16 protein-coding genes are annotated in these 22,754 nt (G+C 70.8%); 8 read left to right on the forward strand and 8 right to left on the reverse strand.

The features are described 5' to 3' along the window. Positions 1-126: 126 nt before the first annotated feature. The 3 genes from BW996_RS08995 to BW996_RS09005 all read right to left on the reverse strand — a co-directional run bounded on the left by BW996_RS08995 (position 127) and on the right by BW996_RS09005 (position 2,446). The gene (locus BW996_RS08995; protein WP_139330813.1) at positions 127-906 is read right to left on the reverse strand and encodes an ABC transporter substrate-binding protein; all 780 of its coding nucleotides are present in this window, start codon (positions 904-906) and stop codon (positions 127-129) included. 65 nt (positions 907-971) lie between these two features. Further along, the gene (locus tag BW996_RS09000) at positions 972-1,718 is read right to left on the reverse strand and encodes an energy-coupling factor ABC transporter ATP-binding protein (protein WP_037479500.1); all 747 of its coding nucleotides are present in this window, start codon (positions 1,716-1,718) and stop codon (positions 972-974) included. After that, positions 1,715-2,446, reverse strand: coding sequence for an ABC transporter permease (locus BW996_RS09005; protein ID WP_037479497.1), 732 nt, complete (start codon positions 2,444-2,446; stop codon positions 1,715-1,717). Before BW996_RS09005 ends, BW996_RS09000 begins: the two co-directional genes overlap by 4 nt. A gap of 137 nt (positions 2,447-2,583) precedes the next feature. Here BW996_RS09005 and moeA point away from each other — a divergent pair, with 137 nt between their 5' ends. The 3 genes from moeA to BW996_RS09020 all read left to right on the forward strand — a co-directional run bounded on the left by moeA (position 2,584) and on the right by BW996_RS09020 (position 6,750). Continuing rightward, the gene (gene moeA, locus BW996_RS09010; protein ID WP_037479494.1) at positions 2,584-3,858 is read left to right on the forward strand and encodes a molybdopterin molybdotransferase MoeA; all 1,275 of its coding nucleotides are present in this window, start codon (positions 2,584-2,586) and stop codon (positions 3,856-3,858) included. 282 nt (positions 3,859-4,140) lie between these two features. Continuing rightward, positions 4,141-5,877: a PQQ-dependent methanol/ethanol family dehydrogenase gene (locus tag BW996_RS09015; protein ID WP_037479491.1), complete on the forward strand. Its 1,737-nt coding sequence runs from the start codon at positions 4,141-4,143 to the stop codon at positions 5,875-5,877. A gap of 171 nt (positions 5,878-6,048) precedes the next feature. Further along, positions 6,049-6,750, forward strand: coding sequence for a hypothetical protein (locus BW996_RS09020; protein WP_037479488.1), 702 nt, complete (start codon positions 6,049-6,051; stop codon positions 6,748-6,750). Here BW996_RS09020 and BW996_RS09025 read toward each other — a convergent pair. Both BW996_RS09025 and BW996_RS09030 read right to left on the reverse strand, forming a co-directional pair. Beyond that, the gene (locus BW996_RS09025; protein ID WP_037479484.1) at positions 6,744-7,481 is read right to left on the reverse strand and encodes an ABC transporter ATP-binding protein; all 738 of its coding nucleotides are present in this window, start codon (positions 7,479-7,481) and stop codon (positions 6,744-6,746) included. The genes BW996_RS09020 and BW996_RS09025 overlap by 7 nt on opposite strands. Continuing rightward, entirely contained in the window at positions 7,474-8,730 is a 1,257-nt protein-coding gene (locus BW996_RS09030) for a lipoprotein-releasing ABC transporter permease subunit (RefSeq protein WP_037479482.1), read from the reverse strand. Before BW996_RS09030 ends, BW996_RS09025 begins: the two co-directional genes overlap by 8 nt. Before the next feature lie 81 nt (positions 8,731-8,811). On the opposite strand from BW996_RS09030, the gene BW996_RS21270 reads away from it, so the two are divergent. From BW996_RS21270 to recJ, 3 genes are read left to right on the forward strand one after another with little or no spacing between them, the layout of a single operon-like run. Then, positions 8,812-10,365, forward strand: a complete 1,554-nt coding sequence (locus BW996_RS21270) for a hypothetical protein (protein ID WP_139330810.1) — start codon at positions 8,812-8,814, stop codon at positions 10,363-10,365. Next, positions 10,355-11,335, forward strand: a complete 981-nt coding sequence (locus tag BW996_RS09035) for a hypothetical protein (RefSeq protein WP_037479479.1) — start codon at positions 10,355-10,357, stop codon at positions 11,333-11,335. Before BW996_RS21270 ends, BW996_RS09035 begins: the two co-directional genes overlap by 11 nt. Before the next feature lie 4 nt (positions 11,336-11,339). Beyond that, positions 11,340-13,076 (forward strand): single-stranded-DNA-specific exonuclease RecJ, encoded by a 1,737-nt coding sequence (gene recJ, locus BW996_RS09040; protein ID WP_037479476.1) that lies wholly within the window; start codon positions 11,340-11,342, stop codon positions 13,074-13,076. 16 nt (positions 13,077-13,092) lie between these two features. Here the strand turns inward: recJ and BW996_RS09045 are convergent, their stop codons facing one another. From BW996_RS09045 to BW996_RS22120, 3 genes are all read right to left on the reverse strand, one after another. Next, a complete protein-coding gene (locus BW996_RS09045) occupies positions 13,093-14,481 on the reverse strand; it encodes an SUMF1/EgtB/PvdO family nonheme iron enzyme (protein WP_051631675.1) in 1,389 nt (462 codons plus the stop codon). A gap of 63 nt (positions 14,482-14,544) precedes the next feature. Next, a complete protein-coding gene (locus BW996_RS09050) occupies positions 14,545-16,947 on the reverse strand; it encodes a methyl-accepting chemotaxis protein (RefSeq protein WP_081837997.1) in 2,403 nt (800 codons plus the stop codon). Between the two features lie 32 nt (positions 16,948-16,979). Continuing rightward, positions 16,980-19,019 carry a methyl-accepting chemotaxis protein gene (locus tag BW996_RS22120; RefSeq protein WP_037479467.1) on the reverse strand — a complete coding sequence of 680 codons (2,040 nt, stop codon included), beginning with the start codon at positions 19,017-19,019 and terminating at the stop codon, positions 16,980-16,982. A gap of 259 nt (positions 19,020-19,278) precedes the next feature. Between BW996_RS22120 and BW996_RS22125 the strand changes: the two genes are divergently transcribed. Next, positions 19,279-20,442 carry a methyl-accepting chemotaxis protein gene (locus BW996_RS22125; RefSeq protein ID WP_037479464.1) on the forward strand — a complete coding sequence of 388 codons (1,164 nt, stop codon included), beginning with the start codon at positions 19,279-19,281 and terminating at the stop codon, positions 20,440-20,442. 47 nt (positions 20,443-20,489) lie between these two features. Then, positions 20,490-22,724, forward strand: coding sequence for a chemotaxis protein CheA (locus BW996_RS09065; RefSeq protein WP_076458847.1), 2,235 nt, complete (start codon positions 20,490-20,492; stop codon positions 22,722-22,724). Positions 22,725-22,754: the final 30 nt, after the last annotated feature.

Consider the following 22,754-nt stretch of genomic DNA (forward strand, 5'->3'; position numbering starts at 1 on the left):
CCTAGGCCTAACCCTAGAAACAGCAGGGGAACCGGTGCGCCCCGCGGTTTTTGCAGGGGCCACCTTATGCACGGAGCTGCAAATGCTCCAGACTGAGACAGGCCCCGCAGCCGGGGCCCGATGTGCTCAGCGCGGCGCGTTCGGGAAGAAAAGCTGCTCGCCGTTGATCTTGTAGGTGGCGATCGTGGCCTGACCCGCCGGCGACGTCACCCAGTCGGCAAAGGACTGCGCCGCCGCCTGCTTCACATGCGGGTGCTTGGCGGGATTGACCACCATCACGCCGTACTGGTTGAACAGCGCCTTGTCGCCCTCGACCAGCACGGCCAGATCGGCGCGGTTCTTGAAGCTCAGCCAGGTGCCGCGGTCGGTGAAGACATAGGCGCCGGTGGAGGCGGCCATGTTCAGCGCCGGACCCATGCCGCAGCCGCATTCCTTGTAGCCGGCGGGCTTGGTCGCGCCGGGCGCGGCCAGATCGCTGCCGGCCTGGCGCCACAGGCGCAGCTCGGCCGCGTGCGTGCCGCTCTTGTCGCCCCGCGAGATGAAGGACGCGCCCGAGGCGGCCACCTTGCGCAGCGCCTCGCTGATGGTCGCGCCCTTGACCTTGGCCGGATCGGCGGCCGGCCCGACCAGCACGAAGTCGTTGTACATGACCGGCACGCGCTTGAGGCCGAAGCCCTCGGCGACGAACTTCTCCTCGGCCACCTGGTCGTGCACGAAGACGACGTCGGCGTCACCGCGGCGCGCCATGTCCAGCGCCTGGCCGGTGCCGACTGCCACGACGCGCACCTCGACACCGCTGGCCGCCTTGAAGCTCGGCAGCAGATGCGCGAACAGGCCCGACTGCTCGGTCGAGGTGGTCGAGGCCATGACGATCGACTTGGCCGCGTCCTGCGCGGCGGCACCCATCGGCAGCACGGCGACGACGCACAGCGCCGCGGCCGCCACCCAGCGGCGGCGCAGCGGATTCGGGTTCAGGTATTCCATGGCAACTCTCCTTTGAGGAACTGGACGGCTTCAGGCGGCAGCGGATCGTCGGGCGGGGCCTCGAAGAAACGGCTGGTCGGTCGGTCGGCGACCAGGCGGCCGCCTTCGAGATAGAGCACCCGGGTGGCCAGGCGCTTGACCTGGCCGAGGTTGTGCGTGCTCATCACCAGCGTCAGGCCGGCCTGGGCGAACTCGGCAATCAGCGCCTCGACCTCGCGCCGGGCGCTGGGGTCGAGGCTGGCGGTGGGCTCGTCAAGAAAGAGGATGTCGGGCTGCAGCGCCCAGGCCCGCGCCAGCGCCAGCCGCTGCTGCTGGCCGCCCGAGAGCGCACGCGCCGGCCGGTCGGCGCAGGACTGCAGGCCGACCCGCGCCAGCGCGTCGAGCGCGCGCGCGCGCCGCTCATCGCGCGGCACCCGCCCGAGCCACAGCGCCAGCATCAGGTTGCGCCAGACCGACAGGTGCAGCAGGAAGGGCCGCTGGAACAGCATCGCCGCGCGCGGCAGCCGCTCGTCGGCCGGCAGGCGGTGCAGCTCGCGGCGACCGCCTGCCGGCACGATCAGCCCGTGCAGCAGCCGCAGCAGCGTCGTCTTGCCCGAGCCGTTGGCGCCGACCAGCGCGATGCGCTCGCCGCGATGGATCTGCAGGTCGAGCGGCTGCAGGGCCTGCTGCGCGCCGAAGCGCACCTGCGCGCTCTCGAGCGACAGCAGCAGCGGCGCCGGAGGCAGCGTGGTCATGCCCAGGCCTCCTGGGTAGCGCGGCCGGCGCCCGCCTCGGCTGCGCGCCAGCGCACCAGCGCGATCAGCAGATGCAGCAGGCCGACCACGCCCAGCAGCACCAGGCCCAGCGCCAGCGCCAGCGGCAGATCGCCCTTGCTGGTCTCCAGCGCGATGGCGGTGGTCATCACCCGGGTGGAGCCGGCGATGTTGCCACCGACGATCATCACCGCCCCCACCTCGGCCACCGCACGGCCGAAGGCGGTCAGCACGATGGTCAGCGCCGCCACCCGCTGGTGCAGCAGCAGCAGCGCGGCCGAGAGCATCGGCCCGGCGCCGAGCGAGGCGAGCTGGTCGCCGCCCTCCTGCAGGCCCTCGCTGACCAGACGATGCGTCAGCGCCGCGATCAGCGGCACCACCAGGATGCTCTGCGCGATCACCATCGCGGTCGGCGTGAACAGCAGGCCGAAGGCGCCCAGCGGCCCGGAGCGCGACAGCAGCAGATAGACCGCCAGGCCCACCACCACCGAGGGCAGCGCCAGCAGCGTGTTGAGCAGCCCCAGCACCGCGCCGCGCCCGGGAAAGCGCGCCACCGCCAGCCAGGCGCCCAGCAGCCCGCCGGCCAGCGCGCCCAGCAGGCAGGCGCTCGCACTCACCCGCAGCGACAGCGCGACGATGTCGAGAAGCCCAGGATCGAGCGAGGAAATCAGGCGCCAGGCCAGGCTCAGGCTGTCGGAGAAGGTGTTCATCGGGCGGCGGCATCGGAACGGACGCGATTCTTGCCGCAGCGCCTGCCGCTGACCATATGTCGACGACTGCATAGCCAGCACGCGCAGGCATCGGCCTATCATCGGCCGATCTGATCTGTTTCGACCCCGCCCGCCCCATGCCCGAACTCGGCCCCTCCCCCCTGATGACCGGCGGCGACTCGCTCGACGTCGCCGCTGCCCGTGCCGCCATCGCCGCGGCCATCCGCCCGATCACCGGCCGCGAGACGCTGCCGCTGCGCCAGGCGCTCGGCCGCATCCTGGCCGAGGACGTGATCTCGCCGATCGACGTGCCGGCCCATGACAACTCGGCGATGGACGGCTATGCCTTCGCCGGCAGCGCGCTGGTCGACGGCCTGGAGACGGTGCTGCGGGTGGCCGCCACCGTGCATGCCGGCGACGTGCCGACGATGACGACCGCGCCGGGCGACTGCGTGCGCATCATGACCGGCGCGGTGATGCCGCCGGGCCTGGACACCGTGGTGCCGCAGGAGCTGTGCCGGCTGGAAGACGGCCGCATCCACATCGCGCCGGGCACGCTGCGCGCCGGCGACAACCGCCGCCTGCGCGGCGAGGACCTGACGCGTGGGCGCCCGGCAGTGGCCGCCGGCCAGCGGCTGCGCCCGGCCGACCTGGGCCTGATCGCCTCGCTGGGCATCGCCGAGGTCGCGGTGGTGCGCCGGCTGCGGGTGGCGCTGTTCTCCACCGGCAACGAGCTGCGCACGCTCGGCCAGCCGCTCAACGCCGGCTGCATCTACGACAGCAACCGCTACAGCCTGATGGGCGCGCTCGATCGCCTGGGCGTCGAGGTGATCGACCTCGGGCTGGTGCGCGACGACCCCGAGGCCCTGGCCACCACGCTGGACGAGGCCATCGCCCGCGCCGACGTGGTGCTGACCAGCGGCGGCGTCAGCGTCGGTGACGCCGACTTCACCAAGGACCTGCTGGCCCGCCGCGGCGAGATCGCCTTCTGGAAGGTGGCGATGCGCCCGGGCCGACCCTTCGCCTTCGGGCCGCTGCGCCGCGCGGAACAGGCGGACGCGGCCTGGCTGTTCGCGCTCCCGGGCAATCCGGTGGCCGCGCTGGTGACCTTCTACGCCTTCGTGCGCGACGCGCTGCTGACGCTGGGCGGCGCCGCGCCGCAGCCGCTGCCGGTGCTGCGTGCGCGCTGCACGACCGCGGTTCGCAAGCGCCCGGGCCGCACCGAGTTCCAGCGCGGCATCGTCTCGCCCGACGCGGACGGCCGCTGGGCGGTGCGCCTGACCGGCACCCAGGGCGCCGGCGTGCTGCGCAGCATGAGCGAGGCCAATGCGCTGGTGGTGCTCGGCCACGCGCAGGGCTCGGTGGCCGCCGGCGACGAGGTCGAGGTCTGGCTGTTCGACGGCCTGGTCTGAACGGGAACCACCCGCAGGGCGCACAGGTGGGCCCCGCGGCGTACCGTGACACGGCTGTGCGAGGCTGGAACAACCCTCCGCATTTACCCTGGATCGGGAAGCGTTCCCGAAGCCCGAGAAGCGTCAAAAGCGACCGCAAAGCCGGCCGCACAGGGGCTGGAGCTAGTAGGTTCCCCAGGGTTCGCCGGTCTTCTGCCAGTGGCACATTTGTTGCCCGGGAAACGTTCCCGAACGGCACCCTCGCCGTTCCGTGACACAGCCACCTCTCCGAGGAGACCGACCATGCAGAAGAAACTTCTGAGCCTGCTGGTGTGCGCCGGACTTTCGTCCATCGCCCACGCCACCGTGACCGACAAGATGATCGAGAACGACGCCGCGACCCCCGGCGACGTGCTCAGCTGGGGCATCGGCCAGGAAGGCCAGCGCTATTCCCCGCTGAAGAAGATCAACACCAGCACCGTGTCGAAGCTGGTGCCGGCCTGGTCCTTCTCCTTCGGCGGCGAGAAGCAGCGCGGCCAGCAGAGCCAGCCGCTGATCCACAACGGCAAGATGTTCGTGACGGGTTCGTACTCGCGCATCTTCGCGCTGGACGCCAAGACCGGCGCCAAGCTGTGGAAGTACGAGCATCGCCTGCCCGACGGCATCATGCCCTGCTGCGACGTGATCAACCGCGGCGCCGCGCTCTATGACAACCTGGTCATCTTCGCCACGCTGGACGCCCAGATCGTCGCGCTGAACCAGGACACCGGCGAAGTCGTCTGGAAGGAAAAGATCGACAACTACGCCGACGGCTACTCGTCGTCGGCCGCCCCGCTGATCGCCGAAGGCCTGCTGCTGACCGGCGTGTCGGGCGGCGAGTTCGGCATCGTCGGCCGCGTCGAGGCACGCAACCCGAAGACCGGCGAGCTGGTCTGGGTGCGTCCGACCGTCGAAGGCCACATGGGCTACAAGTTCGACAAGGACGGCAACAAGATCGAGAACGGCATTTCCGGCGAGCGCGGCAAGACCTGGCCGGGCGATCTGTGGAAGACCGGCGGCGCGGCCACCTGGCTGGGCGGCAGCTACAACAAGAAGACCGGCCTGGCCTACTTCGGCACCGGCAACCCGGCGCCGTGGAACAGCCACCTGCGCAAGGGCGACAACCTGTACTCGACCTCGACCGTCGCGATCGATGTCAAGACCGGCCAGATCAAGTGGCACTATCAGAGCACCCCGAACGACGGCTGGGACTATGACGGCGTCAACGAGTTCGTGACCTTCGACGACGGCGGCCAGGTGCTGGGCGGCAAGGCCGACCGCAACGGCTTCTTCTACGTCAACGACGCCAAGACCGGCAAGCTGGTCAACGCCTTCCCCTTCGTCAAGAAGATCACCTGGGCCACTGGCATCGACCTGAAGACCGGCCGCCCGAACTTCGTGCCGGAGAACCGCCCGGGCGACCCGACCGCCTCGGCCGACGGCAAGAAGGGCGGCTCGGTGTTCACCGCCCCGTCCTTCCTGGGCGGCAAGAACCAGATGCCGATGGCGTACTCGCCGGAGACCAAGCTGTTCTACGTGCCGGCCAACGAGTGGGGCATGGAGATCTGGAACGAGCCGATCACCTACAAGAAGGGTGCCGCCTACCTGGGCGCCGGCTTCACCATCAAGACGCTGGGCGACGGCCCGATCGGCGCGCTGCGCGCGGTCGATCCGAAGTCCGGCAAGATCGTCTGGGAAGTGCCCAACAACGCCCCGCTGTGGGGTGGCGTGCTGACCACCGGCGGCAACCTGGTGTTCTGGGGCACGCCGGAAGGCTATCTGCAGGCGGCGGACGCCAAGACCGGCAAGGTGGTCTGGAAGTTCCAGACCGGCTCGGGCATCGTGGCGCCCCCGGTCACCTGGGAAGACAAGGGCGAGCAGTACATCGCCGTGGCTTCGGGCTGGGGCGGCGCCGTGCCGCTGTGGGGTGGCGACGTGGCCAAGAAGGTCAGCTTCCTCGAGCAGGGCGGCTCGGTCTGGGTGTTCAAGCTGGTCAAGTGATTCGATGACTCGATGAGTCGATGATCCGATGACCAGGGCCCCGCTTCGGCGGGGCCTTGTCGTTTCCGGACCTCGGACACGGAGCATTACCGTTTTTTCCACAACAGGGCGCGATCTGCACAAAGGGCAACACCGAGAATCGGGCACTTCACCCCCGGACTGGCTCGCCTGATGACCCGCCTTCTCTCACCCGCTCGCTGCCGCGCCCTGGGCGCCTGCCTCGCCACCGCCCTGATTGCCGGCTGCGGCGGCGGACATGACGATGACCGCTTCGACGTGCGCGCCGGCCTGCGCAACCTGATGACCCAGCCGCGCGCACTGACGCTGACCGGCGCCAGCGGCACCGTCAGCTACACGCTCACGCTGGCCAACACCCCGCAGCAGGCCGGCGCCTATGCGCGCACCGGCGCCGTCGGGGCACGCAGCGAACTCGTCAGCCGGCTGTGGGTCAGCGCCGCGTCGATCGACACGGTCAGCACCTTGATCCATCTGGACAGCGACGGCCTGGCCTTCGGCTCGACCGATGGCAGCGGCCGCTGCACCGACATCAGCTCGACGCCGACCTCGGCGCTGCCGACCGCCGCGCTGCGCACCCAGAGCGGCCCGCAGGCCGTGCACGAGGAGTACGACGGCTGCAGCGCCAGCGCCACCCGCCTGGGCCAGGCGGCCTCCAGCTGGCGCCTGGTCGGCGAGGACAATGACCGCTGGACGATGCTGTGCGTGCAGTCGGTGCGCATCACCTCGGTCAGCATGGTGGTGGGCGCGCTCACCGAGCACTGCCACGAGATCGCCTCCGACGGCACGATCGGCGCCCGCGCCCGCGCCACCGTCACGCTGAGCAGCGGCACCGCGCTGACGATGAAGAACTACTGAGCGGCCCGCCCTGATCCTGCGGGATCGGCGATGCGTCCCTTGTCGATGCGCAGCGTGCGGTCGCAGCGCGCGGCCAGCTCCGGATCGTGGGTGACCAGCACAAACGCCGTGCCGCGATCGCGCGCCAGCGCCAGCATCTGCGCGAACACCGCGGTGGCGGTGTCGCGGTCGAGGTTGCCGGTGGGCTCGTCGGCCAACACGCACGAGGGATCGCTCACCAGCGCGCGTGCGATCGCCACGCGCTGGCGCTCGCCGCCGGAGAGCTCGCCCGGCCGGTGCTCGACCCGCGCGGCCAGCCCCATGCGTTCGAGCGCCTGCGCGGCGACCCGGCGCGCCGCCGCCAGCGGCTCGCGGCGCATCAGCAGCGGCATCGCCACGTTGTCGAGCGCGCTGAACTCCGGCAGCAGGTGATGGAACTGGTAGACAAAGCCCAGGTGGCGGTTGCGCCAGCGGCCCTGCTCGGCCGCGTCCATCGTCGAGAGATCGCGCCCGGCCAGCACGACGCGGCCGCTGCTGGGCGCGTCCAGTCCGCCCAGCAGATGCAGCAGCGTGCTCTTGCCCGAGCCGGACGAACCAATGATAGCCACCGTCTCGCCGCGGTGGATGCTCAGGTCGACGCCATGCAGCACGGTGACGTCGGGGCCGCCGGCGCCGCCCTCGCGGAAGCGCCGCACCAGGCCGGTGGCCTGCAGCACCGGATCGACGGCGCCAGATCGAAGGGCCTCATTCATAGCGCAGCGCCTCGGCAGGGTTGACGCGGCTGGCGCGCCAGCTCGGATACAGGGTGGCCACGAAGGCCAGCGCCAGCGAGATCAGCCCGATCGGCACGATGTCGGCCGCCTGCGGATCGCTGGGCATGCTCGAGATCAGGTAGATGCTGCCCGGCAGGAAGGAGGCGTTGAACAGGCGCTCCAGCGCCGGCACGATCACGTCGACGTTGAAGGCCACCGCCAGTCCCAGCGCCAGGCCGCCCAGCGTGCCGATCACGCCCGAGGTCGCGCCCTGCACCATGAAGATCGCCATGATCGAGCGCGGGCTCGCACCCAGCGTGCGCAGGATCGCGATGTCGGACTGCTTGTCGGTCACCGTCATCACCAGGGTCGAGACCAGGTTGAAGGCGGCCACTGCCACGATCAGCGTCAGGATGATGAACATCATGCGCTTCTCGATCTGCACCGCGTCGTACCAGGCGGCATTGGTGCGGGTCCAGTCGCGCACCAGGAAGGCGGTGCCGAGCTGGCTGCCCAGGCGCGCCGAGACCTCGCGCGCGGCCTGCTGGTCAGCCAGGCGCAGCTGGATGCCCTGCGGACCGCCGGTGCGGAACAGCCGCGCCGCATCGTCGATGTGCATCAGCACCAGGCCGCTGTCGTATTCGTAGTGGCCGGCCTCGAAGACGCCCGAGACCGTGACCTGCTTGAGCCGCGGCACCACCCCGGCCGGCGTGGTCTGCCCGCCGGGCGTGACCAGCGCGATCGTGTCGCCCGGCGCCACGCCCAGCGAGCGGGCCATCTGCAGGCCGATCAGCACATTCCACTGCCCCGGCTGCAGCGTCGCCAGCTCGCCGTCGCGCAGCTTGGCCGCCAGCGGCGTGACGCCCGGCTCGTCGGCGGGCGAGATGCCGCGGATCATCGTGCCGCGCATGTCCTCGCCGCGGGCCACCAGCGCCTGCGCGGCGACGAAGGGCGCGGCCGCCTTGACCTGTGGATCCTGCGCGGCGCGCCGGGCCAGCGCCTGCCAGTCCTCGATCGGCTGGCCGTCGGCAGCGTGGATCTCGACATGCGCGATCACGCCGAGCATGCGGTCGCGCACTTCCTTCTGGAAGCCGTTCATCACGCTCAGCACGATGATCAGCGCCGCCACCCCCAGCGAGATGCCCAGCATCGACACGCCCGAGATGAAGGAGATGAAGCCGTTGCGGCGACCGGCGCGACCGGCGCGCGTGTAGCGCCAGCCGATGCGGATTTCGTAGGGCCAGTTCATGGGGAGGCGATGCTACCCGAGTCCCCTCCTATCAGCACAATGAAGGATGCGGCGGTACTACCAGGCACGGACACTGCCCGCATGAAGAAATCCCTTGTTCGCACGCTGGCGGGCGTGGCACTTCTCGGCACGCTGCTGTCAGGATGCACTCCGCTGATTCCTCGCCGTCAAGCAGACTACAGCGAGCCCTCGGCTGAGTGTCGCGCGGTCTACGCTCCCTATGCGAATGGAGACTCGCGCAGACCGCCAGACCTTGGCGCCTCGGCTTGCTGGCAACGCTCCGTGGAGTCCTATCCTGATGCTGGCTACGAGCTCGTATTCACGGAGTTCGACGATCAAGGCTGGACAGCCAGATCCAACAGCGAGACGGTGGACCGTCTTGAATCGACACTGGAAAGGCTGCGCCAGATCCAGAAGCGAGCAGGAGGTCAAGCCTTGTCCTTGGTCGTGTATGTACATGGCTGGAGACACGACGCATCAGCCCACGATGCGGATGTCATCGAGTTCAGAAAACTGCTGCATTCACTGGCGCGACAGGAGCGAATGGCATCGGAAGGGAAACAGATAGTAGGGCTGTACGTGGGATGGCGCGGACAGTCGATTGACATGCCGCTGATCGATACCGCGCTGACCTTCTGGGATCGCAAGGCTACGGCAGAACGCGTAGCCACCGGATCAGTCAGGGAACTGTTCAGTCGTCTGGACCAGTGGCGAGATACGCTATCGAACCAAGACTGCACGCCATCAGGAACTACTCAGTTCGCCACAAAAGACAAGACTCGCTCCACAGGAAACTGCGTACACATGCTCACTCTCGGTCACTCGATGGGTGGCCTGATCGTCCTTCAGAGCATGTCAGCCAACATGGTGAGGCTCGCTTCCGCAGCGGTAGAAAATCAAGCCTCGCACCAGAGTCCACCCGGAGTAGCCAATCTCTCGCCTTACATGCCCAGGCAGGGCGATCTGGTAATCGTCGTCAACGCCGCACTGGAAGGCGCCAGACACGAAGCGCTTCATCAAGCCACTCGTCGGCACAACCTTCAATACAGACCGGACCAGTTGCCGGTGCTGATCTCCGTCACCAGCGACGCCGACCTGGCTACACGCGTGGCCTTTCCTGCTGCACGAATCCTGAGCACGGTGCTGCAGCCTACGCCCACACGCAGCCAGTGGCGGGCCACGGTTCTGACTGCGGGGCACGATGATCGATATTTGACCCATGATCTCGTAAAATCATCACCATCTTGCACAGAGATGAGTGAAGATGAAGACAAAACACCTTCCACGGAATTGCTTCAAGCGGAAAAGTCGCAGATCACTCGACGAGTTCAGGAAATTCGTGATGGACGATCTGCGGCAGATGCTCGGCACTATGGGCAAGAAGAGCACTTTTGCACCGGTCTGACGCTGAAAGCTCGTCCAGAAAATTGGTCTCCTGCTGGCAATCCAGTCTGGATCGTGCACACCACAAAAGACGTCATCGAGAACCATGGCGACATCTACAACCCGCACTTTCTCAGCTTCGTGCGCACGGTCTATGGCCAGATCATCTCCGTACTGAACTCCTCAGGCGGACGGGATGCGGATAATCAGAGGCGTTCCTCGACCCCGCCCCACGCCTCTGATGCACGTTGATCCTGCCCCGCACCTCCTGATCCCCCACGCCAGCGCCGCCTCCGAGGCCGGCGCCGCCGCGCTGAAGGTGGTGAAGCTGCCGAACCTGGCCGCGCTGCTGGCGCGGCTGCAGCCTCAGGAGGATGCGTCCGCGCCGCCCGAGGCCGACGAGTACAGCCTGAGCGCGCCGCACGAGCGCGCGCTGGCCGTGCTGCACGGCTGGTCGGGCGAGGATGGCCGCCTGCCCTGGGCGGCGGCGGCCGCTGCCGACGACGGCCTGCGCGCCGAGCACGACACCTCGGGCGCGCCCTGGGGGCGGCTGACGCCGGTGCACTGGCATGTGGGCAGCGATTCGGTGACGCTGGTCGATCCGGCCGCGCTCGAGCTGACCGAGGCCGAGTCGCGCGCGCTGTTCGAGGCGGTGAAACCCTCCTTCGACGCCGAGGGCTGGACGCTGCTGTGGGGCGCGCCGCTGCGCTGGCATGTGCGCCACGAGGCGCTGGGCGGGCTGGCCTGCGCGTCGCTGGACCGCGCGATCGGCCGCAACCTCGACCTGTGGATGAGCGATGCGCCCGAGGCGCGCCGGCTGCGCCGGATGCAGGTCGAGGCCCAGATGATCTGGCACGACCATCCGGTCAACGACGCGCGCGACGCCTCGCGCCGGCTGGTCGTCAACTCCTTCTGGCTCGACGGCTGTGGCGTCGCGCAGCCGCGCCGGCCGCTGGCCGAGTCGGGCGTGCAGGTGGACGAGCGGCTGCGCGCGCCGCTGCTGGCCGGCGACTGGGCTGGCTGGGTCGCCGCCTGGCAGGCGCTCGACGCCGGCCCGGTGGCGGCGCTGCGCGCCCGCGCCGAGGCCGGCGAGCCCGTCCGGCTCACCCTCTGCGGCGAGCGCCAGGCCCGCCACTTCGACCTGAAGCCGCGCGGCTGGCTCTCCCGGCTGAGGGGCGCGCCGCGCCCGGCCGATGCCTGCGCCCTGCTCGCCACGCTCTGATCCCATGACCCCGCAACTCGAACTTCGCGATGTTCCGCCCCGCGCCGCCTGGACGCTTGAACAGGCCGGCGTGCACCCGCTGCTGGCGCGGCTGTTCGCCGCCCGGGGCATTCGCCACGCCGACGAGCTCGACGACGGCCTGACCCGGCTGCTGCCGCCCGACACGATGAAGGGCACGCGGGAGGCCGCGACGCTGCTGGCCGACACGATCGATGCCGGCCAGCCCATCGTCGTCGTCGCCGACTACGACTACGACTGCGACGGCGCGACCGCCTGCGCGGTGGCGCTGCGCGGCCTGGCGATGCTGGGCGCGCGCCCCGGCACGCTGCACCACGTCGTGCCCGACCGCGCGGTGCACGGCTACGGCCTGACACCGCCAATCGTCGATCTGGCGCGCGTCTTCGACCCGGCGCTGCTGGTCACCGTCGACAACGGCATCGCCGGCCACGCCGGCATCGACCACGCGCACACGCTGGGCATGAAGGTGCTGGTGACCGACCACCACCTGCCGGCGGTGAACGCCGAAGGCCATGTCGACCTGCCCGCTGCCGACGTCATCGTCGACCCAAGCCAGCCGGGCTGCGCCTTCGAGAGCAAGGCCATCGCCGGTGTGGGCGTGATGTTCTACGTGCTGCTGGCGCTGCGCGCCGAGCTGCGCCGGCGCGGCCGCTTCGACGCGTCCAGCCAGCCGCGGCTGGACGCGCTGCTCGACCTGGTCGCGCTGGGCACGGTCGCCGACGTGGTGAAGCTCGATGCCAACAACCGCCGGCTGGTCTCGCAGGGCTTGAGGCGCATCCGCGCCGGGCGGATGCAGCCCGGGGTGGCGGCGCTGTTCGCCGCGGCCGGACGCGATCCGCAGCGCGCCGGCTCGACCGACTTCGGCTTCGCACTGGGCCCGCGCCTGAACGCGGCCGGGCGGCTGTCGGACATGTCGATCGGCATCGCCTGCCTGCTGTGCGACGACCCGGCGCAGGCGGCGGAACTCGCGCGCACGCTCGACGCGATCAACCGCGAGCGCCGCGATGTCGAGGCCGGCATGCGCGAGCAGGCGGCGCTGCTGCTGGAGTCGCTGATGCCCGCCGGCACGCCGCCGCCGGCGATCGTGCTGCACGACGAGGCCTTCCACGAGGGCGTGGTGGGCATCGTCGCCGGGCGGCTGAAGGAGCGGCTGCACCGGCCGACCTTCGTCTTCGCGCTGGGCGGCGACGGCCTGCTCAAGGGCTCGGGCCGCTCGATTCCCGGCTTCCACCTGCGCGACGCGCTCGACCGGGTGAGCAAGCTGCACCCGACGCTGCTGCGCCGCTTCGGCGGCCACGCGATGGCCGCGGGCTGCACGATCGCGCCCGAGGACTTCGACGCCTTCGCGCGCGCGCTGCAGGACATCGCCGGTGCGGAGCTCGACGAGGCCACGCTGCAGCGGCGCCTGGCCACCGACGGGCCGCTGGAGCTGCGCTGGTTCGACGCCGCCACCGTCTCGCTGCTGGAGGCGCAGGTCTGGGGCCAGGCCTTCGACGCGCCGGTCTTCGTCGACGAGGTCGAGGTGGTCAAGCAGCGCCTGATCGGCGGCGACAAGCACCTGAAGCTGTCGGTGCGCCACGCCGGCCAGCTGCGCGACGCGGTCTGGTTCCACCACGCCGAGCCGGTGCCCGAGCGGGTGCGGCTGGCCTACCGGCTCGCGCTCGACACCTGGCAGGGCCAGTCGCGGGTGCAGATGATGGTCGAGGCGGCCGAGCCGCTCTGACCCAGGCCGATCGAGCTCAGACCTCGATCAGGAAGCGGAAGCCCGCGTCGTCCAAGCGCTGGCTGCGCGGCGCCTCGAAGCGGCAGGACGAGCGCGCCCAACGCGCCGGCCCGGCCCAGGAGCCGCCTCGCAGCACGCGGTTCATGTCAGCCGGATCGCCCTGCGGATCGAGCGCCGGCTCGCTGTCATAGCCCCGCTTGGCGTCCTGGCACCACTCCCAGACATTGCCGTGCATCTGGTGCAGGCCCCAGGCGCTGGGCGGCAGCGCCTGCACCGGCAGCGGCCCGTCGGCCTCGCCGCCGACATGCATCCATGCCGCGGACGCCACCTCGCCGAAGTGGAAGCTGCCCCGCTGGCCAGCTCGGCAGGCGTATTCCCATTCGGCCTCGGTGGGCAAGCGCACCCGCGCGCCGTGGCCGATCTCGTGCGCCAGCGCCGGCAGGAACAGGGCCTGGATGTCGTTCCAGCTGACCGAGTCGACCGGCAGATCCGGCCGTGCGCGGTGCAGCGCCGGATCATCGCCAAGCAGCGCCGACCACAGCGCCCGGCTGCAGGCCGTGTCGGCCAGCCAGAAGGCGCGGGGCAACGTGACCGGGTGGCGCGGCAGCTCGTCGTCGAAGCGCTCAGGCGTGCCCGGCCCGGCGCCCATCAGGAACATGCCCGGCTCGATGCGGCGCAGGCGCTGGCGCACCCCGTCCACGCCGATCTCGGCCCAGGCGCCGATCTCGTCGCGTCCGCAGGCCAGCGCCCAGGCCGGCCAGCCTCCGTGGTCGAGGGGCTCGGCAGGCCTCCTCGGTGGCAGCTGCGGCGGCACGGGCGTGACCCGACTGCCATCGCTGCGCCGCAGCGGCAGCACCTCGGCACTGCTGGCCACCGCGATCGGTTCAGGCATCGGTGCAGACATGGGTGCGGGCGCGGTGACCAGCGCCATCAGCTCGTCGGCCTCGCCGAGCTGATGGCGGATGGCCGCCACCAGGCCTGCCAGCGCCGCGGACCGACCCGCCCCGTCGTCCAGGCGCTGCGGCTGCAGATCGAGCAGGCTGTGCAGTTCCTGCGGCAGATCGTGCTCATCGGGCATCGGCGTCGGCCCCAGCAGCACCGGCAGGATCGGCACCCCGCGCTGCAGTCCGGCAGAGATCTCCAGCCGGACCCAGTCACGCCGGTCCTGCAGGCGCGGCCGGCCACGGTCATCGGCGAGGTGCGACCAGTCCGGACCGATCAACACCAGCAGCAGCTGGCAGTCCTGCATCTGCTGCTCGGCCTTCAGGCGCAGGTTCTCGCCGGGCAGCAGCCCCTCCAGGCCCAGCACCACCCGCCCGGGAAAGTAGTGCAGCAGCCGCTCCAGCAGCATCCGGGCGGCATCGCGGCTGTCCTGTCGGCGGTAACTGATGACGATGGTGTTCATGATCGGGGCGAGCAGCGTCAGCCCTGATTCTCACACCACTCACGTCACGCCCTCCGACCAGACTCAGGCGATCTCGACCTCCGGCGTCGGCGCCCGGGCCGGCTCCTGGGCACCGAAGGCATCCACGCCCTCGCGGCTGACGCCGCAGCCCAGGAAGAGCTCCTCGTCACGCAGCGCGATCACATAGGCGCTCTTGCGGATCGAGCCGCCGCTGACCGGATCCAGCCCGAGATAGTCGATCCAGCCGCGCCCCTGGCGTGCCGCCTCGCGGCCGGCACGGATCAGCGCATCGGCCGCATCGGCGCTCATCGACGGCGTCTCGTCGACCCGCTGCCCGGCCAGCTCCGGCCGAGCCGCATGGGCGGCGAAGCGGTCATCGCCGTCGACGACGAAGACGAACATGCCGCGCTGCGACCAGGGACCGTCGGGCAGGTTGAACTCGCCGATCGCGGGCTCCAGCCCGAGCTCGTCGATGCGGGCCACCGCCTGCTCGGCCAGTTCGCGCGCCTCCTCGACCGTGGCGTCGCGCAGCCGGATGGTGGCCACCGAGCGGCGCAGCACCGTGGCCTGGGTCGACAGCACGCCGGCCGAGCGGCTCGACTGCACCGCGATCTCGGCGTTGTCACGGGTCAGCGCGTCCAGGCTCTCGATGGTGGCCGCCACGCCCGCCAGCGAATCGCGCTGGCTGGCGCTGCCCTCGGCCAGCGTCAGCAGCCGGGCAGAGATCTGGTCGATGCCGCTCGACAGCGCCTCGATGCGCTGGCCGGCCTCGTCGATGGCGCCGCGTGACTGCCCCGCCTGCAGCGCGGTGGCCTCGATCAGCGCATGCACCTCGGCCGCCGCCTGGCTGCAGCGCCCGGCCAGCTGGCGGATCTCGCCGGCCACCACCGAGAAGCCACGACCCGCCTCGCCAGCCCGAGAGGCCTCGATCGAGGCGTTGAGCGCCAGCATGTTGGTCTGGAAGGCGATGTCGTCGATCACCGCGTTGATCTCGGCCACCCGGCGCACGCTGTCCTGCAGCGCGGACATCGCGCCGATGGCGGCCTGCATCGCCTCGCTGCCGGTGGAGGCATCACCATGCAGCCCGGCGGCCAGATGCTGCAGCGCGTCAGCCGCCCGGCTGCTGGCGCCGACCAGGCTGTCGAGCTGCTGCACGCTGCCGACGGTGCGGTGCAGCTCGGCCGACTGCTCCTCGGTGCGCTGGCGCAGCATGTCGCCGCCGCCGGACACCTGGCCGCCCGCCTGGTCGATGCGCACCGCGCTGCTGCGGATCTCGCCCACCAGCGCCGACAGCCGTGCGCTCATCGCCTCCAGCGCCCGCCCCACGCCGGCCATTTCGTCGTTGCCCTCGATGCGGACCGCCCGGGTCAGATCGCCGGCCGCCACCGCACCGACCGCCGCGCTCACCTCGCCGAGCGCCTCCACGAAGCCGCGGTAGAAGCAGATCGCCAGATAGAGGGTCAGCAGCACGCCGGCCAGATTCAGCGCCAGCAGGCCGGCCAGATGCACACGCTGGGCCTGGGCACGCTGCACGAGCCGCTCGTCCAGCCGGCCCCAGCTCTCCTGCTCGAGTTGCCCGAGCAGCTGCAGCACCTCGGCGGTCTCGCGCTGAAAGGGCAGCACCTCGGCCTCGATCGCCTCGCGGTCGAAGATCTCGCGAATCCGGCCGGCCAGGTGCTGCAGCCGTTCGCGTGCGGCCGGTGCGCCCGGCAGCACGCCAGCACCGGCCCGCTCGAGCGCCTGCAGCCGCGGCAACATCGTGCCGGCAGCACCCTCCAGATCATCCGCCAGCGCCAGCATCATCGCGGCCTCGCGCGGCATCACGTCGCGCTGCAGCAGCTCGATGCCGCGCGAGCCGGCCAGCGCCGTCGTCTCCAGCCAGGGCGGCAGGCGCTCGACCGAAAGATCGGCCAGCAGCGTGGCGGCCGGATCGGCATCGAAGAGCACACCGGCGCGCTCGCCGCTCAGCCAGGCCAGCTGGTTCAGGCGTGCCGCACGGACACCGTGCTCGGCCAGCATCTCGGAGCGCTTCTCCGGCAGGCGCCCCTGGGCCAGCGCCTGCAGGCGCTCGCGCTCGGCCGGCCAGACATCCTCGAGCCGCAGCGCCGCCGGCATCTCGGCCCGGCGTGTCTCGATGTGCTCGAGCGCCCGGGTGAGCTGACGCCGCACGCCGTCGCGCGCGCTGGTCATTTCCGCCGACTGGGTGCCGGCGACCTGCAGGCTCAGGGTGCGGTGCAGCTGCACCAGCACCGCCATGTCCCCCAGGTCACGGGCCAGCGCGGCACCGGCGCGGGCCCGCTCGGCGGCCGCCAGCGTCCTCAGACCGTCGTTCAGCGACAGCCCCAGCATCAGCAACATCGGCGGCAGCAGCAGCAGCGCCATCAGCATCATCTTGCGCGGCAGCGGCAGCCGGCGCATCAGGCGCATGCCGGGCTGCATCAGCCGGCTGCTTCGGGTCCGTTCCATCGTGCCTTCCTGTCCGTTCTTCGTGTCGGCGCTCAGCGCACCACGAAATGCCCGACCGAGCGCTTGAGCGCATCGCCCTGGTGGCGCAAGCCCCCCGAGGCCTCCGAGAGCTGCGCCACCAGCGCGACATTGCCCTGCACCGAGGCATCCACCTGATGCACGATGTCGAGCACCTGCTGCGACTGCTCGCGGCTGTCGAGCGTGACCTGCACCAGGCTGCCCATGATCCGGTCGATCGCCTGGATCTCGTCGCCGGTGCGGCCCACCGCCCGGCTGGCGCGATCGGTCATCACGCTGCCCTGCTCGATCTCGGCGGCCGACACATCGACGATGGCGCGGATCTTGGCCGCCGCATCCTCGCTGCGCTGCGCCAGCGCGCGCACCTCCTGCGCCACCACCGAGAAGCCGCGGCTGGCGCTGCCGGCCCGCGCCGCCTCGACCGAGGCATTGAGCGACAGCAGCTTGGTCTGGAAGGCCACCGCCTCCACCAGCCCGACGATGTGGACGATCTCGCGGCTCTTGACCTGCAGGGACTGCATGCTCTCGCGCAGGCCGTCCATCGCCTTGCGGCTGCGCTGGGCCTCGGTGCGCATCGTGCGCACATGCTCGGCCGCCTCGTCGACCTGATGCGCACACGCATCCATCGCGCCCGAGAAGCGCTGAGCCCGCTCGACCACCTTGGACAACGCATCGCGCACCTCGCCGGTGCGCCCCGACAGGCCGGTGTTGCCGACCGCCACCTCGCGCGAGGCATGGGTCACCGCGGCCACGCCATGCTGCACCGCCTCGAACAGCGCCGAGATGCTGGCAGTCGCCCGACCCAGCGTGTTGAGCGCATGGCCGATCTCGTCGCGACCCCAGCCGCGCGGACGCGCGCTCAGATCCCCTTGGCCGATGCGGTCGAGATGACGGCACAGCGTGCCCAGCCCGCCCGACATCACCCGGTACAGGCAAACCAGCAGATAGAGGCCCACCAGCGCCAGCAGGCCCAGCAGCGCCAGCCGCAGGCCGAGCCGATCGACCAGCACCGCCTCCCGCTCTTTCATGCGCGTGCCAATGCGCTCCAGCGCCATGTGCTGCAGCCGGGCGCTGGCCTCGATGGCAGTCACAGCCAGCCGGGTATAGGCCGCGACATCCACCGCGGGCCGATCCTGTCCGGTCAGCCGCAAGGTCATGGCCAGCAGATCGCGGATCGCGCCCAGATCACGCTGCACCGCATCCACATCCAGCAGCTGCATCAGCAGGGCCTGGGACACGGCCGGCCGAGCCTGGTCCGACAGCATCTCCACCCGCCCCTGCAGCAGCAGCATCTCGTGCTGGCGCGCCTCGGTGGCGGCGTTCATCTGCAACAGGCCCTTTCCAGCCAGACGCTGCATCTGCATCAGCATCTGGAACTGCGGATCGACCAGGCCGGTGCGCAGCATCTTGCTGCCGACATCGGTGTCGACCGCATGGGACCAGTCGGTGACCAGCACTCCGCGCAGCACCTCGAGTTCGGCCACGCAGTCGAACAAGGCCTGCCAGCGCGAGGCCGGGTCCGCGCTGTCGAGCCGAGCCAGCATCAGCTCATGGCGTGCCAGCAGACGCTTGCGAGCAGCCGACAGCGCGCTGACCTGGTCCGGCGCGGCATCGGGCAGCCGGTCGAGCTGCTGCTGCAGGCGGGCGAAGGCCTCGGCCTCCTGACGACGCAGCGCGGTCAGATCGCCATGAGGCATCGACTGCTCGCGCCAGAAGGTCTCGCGGGCCAGCCGGCCGATCAGCAGGTTCAGATCGACCACCGCCTGGTAGCGCGCCTGCCCCTCGACGGCACGGCGCACATCGGCCAGATGACCGCGCCAGAGCTGCACCGCATCCTGCATCAGCATCGCGCCAGGCAGCAGCAGCAGCGCGCCCACCAGCACGGTCTTGCGCGCCAGGCTCAGGTTGCGCAGCAGACGGATGCCTGGGCCCCACAGGCCGGCAGGCTGCTCGGCCAGCCAGCGACGCGCGCGCGCGACACGCTCGGCAAGTGCGCTGACGCGGCCGGCGGCGGCCTTCTCGACTCGGGCGGGAGATTCTGCGGCGGTGGTCATGTCGTTCCTCGTCGGGCACGGGCACGGGGCCGGGCTGCCGCGCTATCGGCCTGGACCGTGCGAGGCTGAAGCGCCCGTCGCACCCGGGTGTCCCCGTCGTACGGCACTGTGCCCGCGGCATCTGGCGCGAACGGAAGGAACAGCACCGGGGCGCCGGGGCTTATCCGGCCGTCGCGGACGCTGCGAATGCGGACACTGCGCTGCGACAAGCCGTGCTGCGCCCTCGGCCCGCGGCCCCGAGCACTTCCATGGAACAGGGATGTCCGAGACCTCGACGATCAGCGCCCCCGTCGCGCCCGCCGCCCGCAGCACCGCCCTGCGCCGGGCGGCTGCAGCCGCTCTGCTCGTCGCAGCGGGCAGCGCAGGTGCAGCACTCTCGCCTTGGCCGGCGGCCACCTGCGCCGCGCTGGCTGTGGCGGCTGCACTGCTGGCCATGCGCACGGGCAGCGGCCTGACCGGCGGCTCAGCCAGCCCGCCGCTGTCCATGGCGGTCGACAGCGGTCCGCAGTCGGTGCCCATCCTGCTGCCGCGCCAGGTGCTGCCAGTCTGGAAACGCAGCATCGAGGCCGCCCGAACACAGTCCGAGCAGAGCAGCAACGACCTGGTCGAGCGCTTCGCCAGCATCAGCCAGCAGCTCGACACCACGCTGGGCGCCAGCGCGGGCGTGACCCGGCTGGATCCGGGCACCAGCGACCGACTGCTCGAGCAGCACAAGCCCGAGATCGATGCGCTGCTTCAGAGCAGCCGTGCAGCGCTGCGGCTGCGCGACGACACGCTGGCGACGCTGGAGGCCCTGGCCGCGCCGGTGGGCGAGCTCGGCCGGCTTGCACGCGAGGTGCAGTCGATCGCACGCTCGACCCAGATGCTTGCGCTCAACGCCTCGGTCGAGGCCACCCGCGCCGGCGAGCGCGGCACCGGCTTCGCGGTGGTCGCGCACGAGGTGCGCCAGCTCGCCGGACAGTCGCGCCAGGTGGGTGCCAGCATCGCCGCGCATGTCGGCCGGCTGCAGGAATCGGTCAGCGACCTGCGCTCGCGCGCCCGTGCCGAATCGATCGATGACGAGGAGCTGGCGCTGCAGGCCGAGGAGCGCGCGCGCCAGATCGTGCGCGCGCTGCTGGGCAGCCTGGGCGAGGTCGGCCGCGCCTCGCGCGAGCTGCACGACACTGGCCGCCAAGTGCAGGGCGACATCGACCAGATCCTGATGGGCCTGCAGTCACATGACCGCTTCACCCAGATGCTCGGCTCGATCAGCGAGGACATCGAGCGGCTGACACGCTGGATCGGCGGCGAGAACGACCCCGAGGCCGACAACCCGGCACGTTGGCTCGAACGCCTCGAGCAGAGCTACACGATGGAGGAGATGCGCTCGGTGCATCACGGCGTGGCCTCGGTCGACCGCCAGGCCGGCGTCGAGTTCTTCTGAGCGCTGCCCCTCCCCGGATCACCCAGACCATCCAGACGGACACCGCGATGAGCAAGCATTTCCCCGGAGACGACGACGACATCATCGCGGCCGCCCGCGAAGGCTTTCTCGAGGAAGCCCAGGACAATCTGCGCCAGTTCGAGCAGGGCCTGCTGGCGATGGAGCAGGACCCTGGCGATGCCGAGGCGGTCAACAGCGCCTTTCGCGCCGCGCACACCATCAAGGGCGGCGCCGGGCTGTTCGGCTTCCAGGCGGTGGTCGGCTTCACCCACGAGGTCGAGAGCGTGCTCGACCGCATGCGCGACGGCCTGCTGGCGGTGACCGAGCCCGGCATGGCCCTGCTGCTGCAGGGCCGCGACCAGATGGAGCGGCTGGTGCATGCGGTGCGCGACGGCACCGAGGGCGACGCCGAGCTGGAGGCCATCAGCCAGCGCCTGGGCGAGCAGCTGCGCCAGCTGCGCGGCGAGTCCGCAGGCCCGGCCGCACCGGCTTCGGCGACGGCCGCGCCCGAGGACATTCCGGCCAGCAATGGCGAGGGCGATGGCGTCTGGCACCTGTCGCTGCGCCTGGGCGTGGATGCGCTGCGCAACGGCCTCGACCCGATGTCCTTCATCCGCTACCTCGACACGCTGGGCGAGGTCGAGGGCATCCGTACGCTGGCCGAGGCGGTGCCGGAGCTGCTGCTGCTCGATCCGGAAGGCTGCTGCCTGGGCTTCGAGATCCGCCTGCGCAGCCCGGCCGATCGGCAGACCATCGTCGACGTGTTCGAGTTCCTGCAGGACGACTGCGAGCTGGAGGTGCTGGCGCCGGACGCCAGCGCGGCGGACTACCAGCGGCTGCTGGCGCAGCGCGCTGCCGACGAGCCGGCGCGCGAGGCGCTGCTGGCGCACTGGCAGGCGCTGGGCATGGCCCGGCTGCTCGAAGCCCCCGAGCCTGCAGACAGCGCCCCGCCCACGACCGCCGACAGCCCCGAGCCAGCGGCCACCAGCGTGGCGCCCCGCCCGGCGGCGGCCCCCCCACGCGCCGAGGAACGCCGCGGCGGCGCACGCGACCGTCGCGCCGGCGGCGAGGAAAGCCGCTTCATCCGCGTGCGCGCCGACAAGCTCGACCACCTGATCGACCTGATCGGCGAGCTGGTCATCGCCAGCTCCGGCGCGCAGGTCGCCGCACAGCAGGAACGCTCGACTCGCTTCGGCGAGGCGGCGCAGCGCATCCACGATCTGGTTCAGGAGGCGCGCGACGGCGCGCTGGGCCTGCGCATGGTGCCGATCGGCGAGACCTTCAGCCGCTTCCAGCGCGTCGTGCGCGACGTCAGCAAGGAGCTGGGCAAGGACGTGGCGCTGCAGATCACCGGCGGCGACACCGAGCTGGACAAGTCGATGGTCGAGACCATCGCCGATCCGCTGATGCACCTGGTGCGCAACAGCCTCGACCACGGCCTGGAGACCGCCGAGGACCGCGAGGCTGCCGGCAAGCCCGGCCAGGGCACGCTGGCGCTGCACGCCTATCACGAGTCCGGCAACGTGATCATCGAGGTCAGCGACGACGGCCGCGGCCTGAACCGCGACCGCATCCTGGCCAAGGCGGTCGAGCGCGAGCTGGTCTCGCCCGACAGCGTGCTCGACGACGAGCAGGTCTACCGGCTGATCTTCGAGCCGGGCTTCTCGACGGCAGCGCAGGTGACCAACCTGTCGGGCCGGGGCGTCGGCATGGACGTGGTCAAGCGCAACGTCGAGTCGCTGCGCGGCCAGATCAAGGTCGCCAGCACGCCCGGGCGCGGTGCGACGATGCAGATCCGCCTGCCACTGACGCTGGCCATCATCGACGGCTTCCTGACCCAGGTCGCCGGCGTGAGCTATGTGCTGCCGCTGGAGAGCGTCGCCGAGTGCATCGAGACGCCGCCGGGCTTCATGCTGGGCGAGCACGGCGCCTGCGGCTGCTTCGACCTGCGCGGCGAGGTGGTGCCCTACATCGACCTGCGGCGCAGCTTCGGCCATGACGGCCCGCGCCCGACGCGTCAGAGCCTGATCGTGGTGCACAGCACCGACAGCCGCATCGGCCTGCTGGTCGACCGGCTGCTGGGCGAGTACCAGACCGTCATCAAGCCGCTGGGCAGCATCTTCCAGCATCTGGAGGGCATTGCCGGCTCGACCATCCTGGGCAGCGGCGAAGTCGCGCTGATCCTGGATGTGCCCTCCCTGGAGCGACTGCAGATCCGGCAGCCGCGCCATCTGGCGACCTCTCCGATCCACACCTCACGCACCGCGCATCCGTCAGCATGAGCCATTCCCCATCCCCCTCGCCTCGGCCAG

It is taken from the genome of Sphaerotilus natans (assembly GCF_900156335.1).
GTDB lineage: Bacteria > Pseudomonadota > Gammaproteobacteria > Burkholderiales > Burkholderiaceae_C > Sphaerotilus > Sphaerotilus natans.